Here is a 5,399-nt window from a genome sequence, read left to right on the forward strand (position 1 = left end):
GATGGTGTGTGCGTGTTCTTTGAGAACTCAACAGTGTGCCGATGAATGTCAGTGCCAATTATTTGGTGCGATCATCCGCTTTTGTGGATGGTCAATTTTGCTGGTCATCACATTCTTCCGTCTGTGGTGATCGGTTTTGCTAGTTTGAGTTTGAATGCTAGTGATTTGGCTCGATGTCTTTGACTGATTGGCCCTTCGGGGTTTGATCGAGAGTCTTCAACGGAGAGTTTGATCCTGGCTCAGGACGAACGCTGGCGGCGTGCTTAACACATGCAAGTCGAACGATGATGCCCAGCTTGCTGGGCGGATTAGTGGCGAACGGGTGAGTAACACGTGGGTGATCTGCCCTGCACTTCGGGATAAGCCTGGGAAACTGGGTCTAATACCGGATATGACCACAGGATGCATGTTTTGTGGTGGAAAGGTTTACTGGTGCAGGATGAGCCCGCGGCCTATCAGCTTGTTGGTGGGGTAATGGCCTACCAAGGCGACGACGGGTAGCCGGCCTGAGAGGGCGACCGGCCACACTGGGACTGAGACACGGCCCAGACTCCTACGGGAGGCAGCAGTGGGGAATATTGCACAATGGGCGAAAGCCTGATGCAGCGACGCCGCGTGAGGGATGACGGCCTTCGGGTTGTAAACCTCTTTCAGCAGGGACGAAGCGCAAGTGACTGTACCTGCAGAAGAAGCACCGGCTAACTACGTGCCAGCAGCCGCGGTAATACGTAGGGTGCGAGCGTTGTCCGGAATTACTGGGCGTAAAGAGTTCGTAGGCGGTTTGTCGCGTCGTGTGTGAAATCCCGCAGCTCAACTGCGGGCTTGCAGGCGATACGGGCAGACTTGAGTACTGCAGGGGAGACTGGAATTCCTGGTGTAGCGGTGAAATGCGCAGATATCAGGAGGAACACCGGTGGCGAAGGCGGGTCTCTGGGCAGTAACTGACGCTGAGGAACGAAAGCGTGGGTAGCGAACAGGATTAGATACCCTGGTAGTCCACGCCGTAAACGGTGGGCGCTAGGTGTGGGTTTCCTTCCACGGGATCCGTGCCGTAGCTAACGCATTAAGCGCCCCGCCTGGGGAGTACGGCCGCAAGGCTAAAACTCAAAGGAATTGACGGGGGCCCGCACAAGCGGCGGAGCATGTGGATTAATTCGATGCAACGCGAAGAACCTTACCTGGGTTTGACATATACCGGACGACTGCAGAGATGTGGTTTCCCTTGTGGTCGGTATACAGGTGGTGCATGGCTGTCGTCAGCTCGTGTCGTGAGATGTTGGGTTAAGTCCCGCAACGAGCGCAACCCTTGTCTTATGTTGCCAGCACGTAATGGTGGGGACTCGTAAGAGACTGCCGGGGTCAACTCGGAGGAAGGTGGGGACGACGTCAAGTCATCATGCCCCTTATGTCCAGGGCTTCACACATGCTACAATGGTCGGTACAGAGGGCTGCGATACCGTGAGGTGGAGCGAATCCCTTAAAGCCGGTCTCAGTTCGGATCGGGGTCTGCAACTCGACCCCGTGAAGTCGGAGTCGCTAGTAATCGCAGATCAGCAACGCTGCGGTGAATACGTTCCCGGGCCTTGTACACACCGCCCGTCACGTCATGAAAGTCGGTAACACCCGAAGCCGGTGGCCTAACCCCTTGTGGGAGGGAGCCGTCGAAGGTGGGATCGGCGATTGGGACGAAGTCGTAACAAGGTAGCCGTACCGGAAGGTGCGGCTGGATCACCTCCTTTCTAAGGAGCACTTCTCCCGGCGAGGGTTCACAATGGTGGACTTCTTGTGGGGCAGAGACTGTTTCGTTCCCGTATGTGGAGCGGCAGGAGCTCATGGGTGGAACGCTGACAGCTACTTCTCATCCGGTTTCTTCCTGAGTGGAGAGGCCGAGGGGTTATATCGGTGCACTGTTGGGTCCTGAGAGAACACGCGAGTGTTTGATCAGCGACGATGATCTGCGAAAGTTCTCCGCCTGTGGGTGGGTTCCGGTAGGGGTTGTTGTGTGTTGTTTGAGAACTGCACAGTGGACGCGAGCATCTTTGTTAGTAAGTGTTTATGAGCGTACGGTGGATGTCTTGGCACCAGGAGCCGATGAAGGACGTGGGAGGCTGCGATATGCCTCGGGGAGCTGTCAACCGAGCTGTGATCCGAGGATTTCCGAATGGGGAAACCCAGCACGAGTGATGTCGTGTTACCCGCATCTGAATATATAGGGTGTGTGGAGGGAACGTGGGGAAGTGAAACATCTCAGTACCCACAGGAAGAGAAAACAACATGTGATTCCGTGAGTAGTGGCGAGCGAAAGCGGAAGAGGCTAAACCGTGTACATGTGATACCTGGCAGGGGTTGTGTATGCGGGGTTGTGGGGTTCATTGTGTCGGCGCTGCTGAGCCGGCCAACAGTAAGAAATCATCGTGTTAGTCGAAGTGGTCTGGAACGGCCTGTCGTAGAGGGTGAGAGTCCCGTAGACGAAAACATGGTGACTGTTGATGTGAATACCCAAGTAGCACCGGGCCCGTGAAATCTGGTGTGAATCTGTCGGGACCACCCGATAAGCCTGAATACTCCCTGGTGACCGATAGCGGACAAGTACCGTGAGGGAAAGATGAAAAGTACCCCGGGAGGGGAGTGAAATAGTACCTGAAACCGTGCGCTTACAATCCGTCAGAGCCTGTGCATGATTTAGTTCATGGTGGGTGATGGCGTGCCTTTTGAAGAATGAGCCTGCGAGTTAGCGGCATGTCGCGAGGTTAACCCGTGTGGGGTAGCCGTAGCGAAAGCGAGTCCGAATAGGGCGTTGCAGTGGCATGTTCTAGACCCGAAGCGGAGTGATCTACCCATGGCCAGGGTGAAGCGACGGTAAGACGTCGTGGAGGCCCGAACCCACTTAGGTTGAAAACTGAGGGGATGAGTTGTGGGTAGGGGTGAAAGGCCAATCAAACTCCGTGATAGCTGGTTCTCCCCGAAATGCATTTAGGTGCAGCGTCGCGTGTTTCTCACCGGAGGTAGAGCTACTGGATGGTCTAGGGGGCCCACAAGCTTACCGAAATCAGCCAAACTCCGAATGCCGGTGAGTGAGAGCGCGGCAGTGAGACTGCGGGGGATAAGCTTCGTAGTCGAGAGGGAAACAGCCCAGATCGCCGGCTAAGGCCCCTAAGCGTGTACTAAGTGGAAAAGGATGTGGGATCGCTGAGACAACCAGGAGGTTGGCTTAGAAGCAGCCACCCTTGAAAGAGTGCGTAATAGCTCACTGGTCAAGTGGTTCTGCGCCGACAATGTAGCGGGGCTCAAGTACACCGCCGAAGCCGCGGCATTCACATAACACCCGCATGTTTCTACGGAAGTGTGTGCAGTGGTGTGGATGGGTAGGGGAGCGTCGTGTGGCCATGGAAGCATCGGGGTGACCTAGGTGTGGAGGCCATGCGAGTGAGAATGCAGGCATGAGTAGCGAAAGACGAGTGAGAAACTCGTCCGCCGAATGACCAAGGGTTCCTGGGCCAGGTTAATCCGCCCAGGGTGAGTCGGGACCTAAGGCGAGGCCGACAGGCGTAGTCGATGGACAACGGGTTGATATTCCCGTACCCGTGTGAACGCGCCCATGATGAATCATCGGTACTAACCGTCCAGAAGGTTCCTTTTTCCCTTCGGGGGATTGGGGATTGGATGCACGGGACCTTCGGTGGTAGTAGTCAAGCGATGGGGTGACGCAGGAAGGTAGTGGGGCCAGTCAGTGGTAATACTGGTGTAAGCCTGTAGGGCGTGACATAGGTAAATCCGTGTCGCATATAGCCTGAGAGGTGATGCGTACCCGTTGAGGGGAATTCCATGATCCTATGCTGCCGAGAAAAGCCTCTAGCGAGCTTTCACACGGCCCGTACCCCAAACCGACACAGGTGGTCAGGTAGAGAATACTAAGGCGATCGAGATAACTGTGGTTAAGGAACTCGGCAAAATGCCCCCGTAACTTCGGGAGAAGGGGGACCATGTCTGGTGATGGAATTTACTTCCTGAGCTGGGTGTGGTCGCAGAGACCAGAGAGAAGCGACTGTTTACTAAAAACACAGGTCCGTGCGAAGTCGTAAGACGATGTATACGGACTGACGCCTGCCCGGTGCTGGAAGGTTAAGAGGACCGGTTAGTCACTTCGGTGGCGAAGCTGAGAATTTAAGCCCCAGTAAACGGCGGTGGTAACTATAACCATCCTAAGGTAGCGAAATTCCTTGTCGGGTAAGTTCCGACCTGCACGAATGGCGTAACGACTTCTCTGCTGTCTCAACCACAGACTCGGCGAAATTGCATTACGAGTAAAGATGCTCGTTACGCGCGGCAGGACGAAAAGACCCCGGGACCTTCACTATAGCTTGGTATTGGTGTTCGGTTCGGTTTGTGTAGGATAGGTGGGAGACTGTGAAGCGGTGACGCCAGTTACTGTGGAGTCGTTGTTGAAATACCACTCTGATCGTATTGGATATCTAACCTCGGACCATGATCTGGTTCAGGGACAGTGCCTGGTGGGTAGTTTAACTGGGGCGGTTGCCTCCCAAAATGTAACGGAGGCGCCCAAAGGTTCCCTCAGCCTGGTTGGCAATCAGGTGTTGAGTGCAAGTGCACAAGGGAGCTTGACTGTGAGACTGACAAGTCGAGCAGGGACGAAAGTCGGGACTAGTGATCCGGCACCGGCATGTGGAAGCGGTGTCGCTCAACGGATAAAAGGTACCCCGGGGATAACAGGCTGATCTTCCCCAAGAGTCCATATCGACGGGATGGTTTGGCACCTCGATGTCGGCTCGTCGCATCCTGGGGCTGGAGTAGGTCCCAAGGGTTGGGCTGTTCGCCCATTAAAGCGGCACGCGAGCTGGGTTTAGAACGTCGTGAGACAGTTCGGTCTCTATCCGCCGCGCGCGTTAGAAACTTGAGGAAGGCTGTCCCTAGTACGAGAGGACCGGGACGGACGAACCTCTGGTGTGCCAGTTGTCCCGCCAGGGGCACTGCTGGTTGGCTACGTTCGGAAGGGATAACCGCTGAAAGCATCTAAGCGGGAAGCCTGTTCCAAGATGAGGTTTCTCACCCCCTCGAGGGGGTAAGGCCCCCGGCAGACCACCGGGTTGATAGGCCAGAACTGGAAGTGCGGTAACGCATGGAGGTGACTGGTACTAATAGGCCGAGGACTTTCTAACGAAGGTGCTACGCGTCCACTGTGCGGTTTCTGAAACAGCACACACGAACATCGGGTCCACTGTGGTGGGTTTGGTGTTTGCGTGGAGTTTCATAGAGTTACGGTGGTTATAGCGTGGGGGAAACGCCCGGTCCCATTCCGAACCCGGAAGCTAAGCCCCATTGCGCCGATGGTACTGCACTCGACAGGGTGTGGGAGAGTAGGACACCGCCGAACACCCGTT

The 5,399-nt window shown here is 55.5% G+C and carries 3 rRNA genes; all 3 read left to right on the forward strand.

Annotation, left to right across the window (positions count from 1 at the left end):
• The first annotated feature begins 216 nt into the window (after nucleotides 1–216).
• The 3 genes from TVH25_RS20615 (at nucleotide 217) to rrf (ending at nucleotide 5,392) form a co-directional block, all read left to right on the forward strand.
• Nucleotides 217–1,739 (forward strand): 16S ribosomal RNA (locus tag TVH25_RS20615).
• Nucleotides 1,740–2,043: 304 nt separating this feature from the next.
• Nucleotides 2,044–5,177, forward strand: a 23S ribosomal RNA gene (locus TVH25_RS20620).
• Between the two features lie 98 nt (nucleotides 5,178–5,275).
• Nucleotides 5,276–5,392: ribosomal RNA gene (gene rrf / locus TVH25_RS20625) — 5S ribosomal RNA — on the forward strand.
• Together the 16S, 23S and 5S rRNA genes form the textbook arrangement of a ribosomal RNA operon.
• Nucleotides 5,393–5,399 lie beyond the last annotated feature (7 nt).

This window comes from Rhodococcus sp. 7Tela_A2 (assembly GCF_049311045.1).
GTDB lineage: Bacteria > Actinomycetota > Actinomycetes > Mycobacteriales > Mycobacteriaceae > Rhodococcus.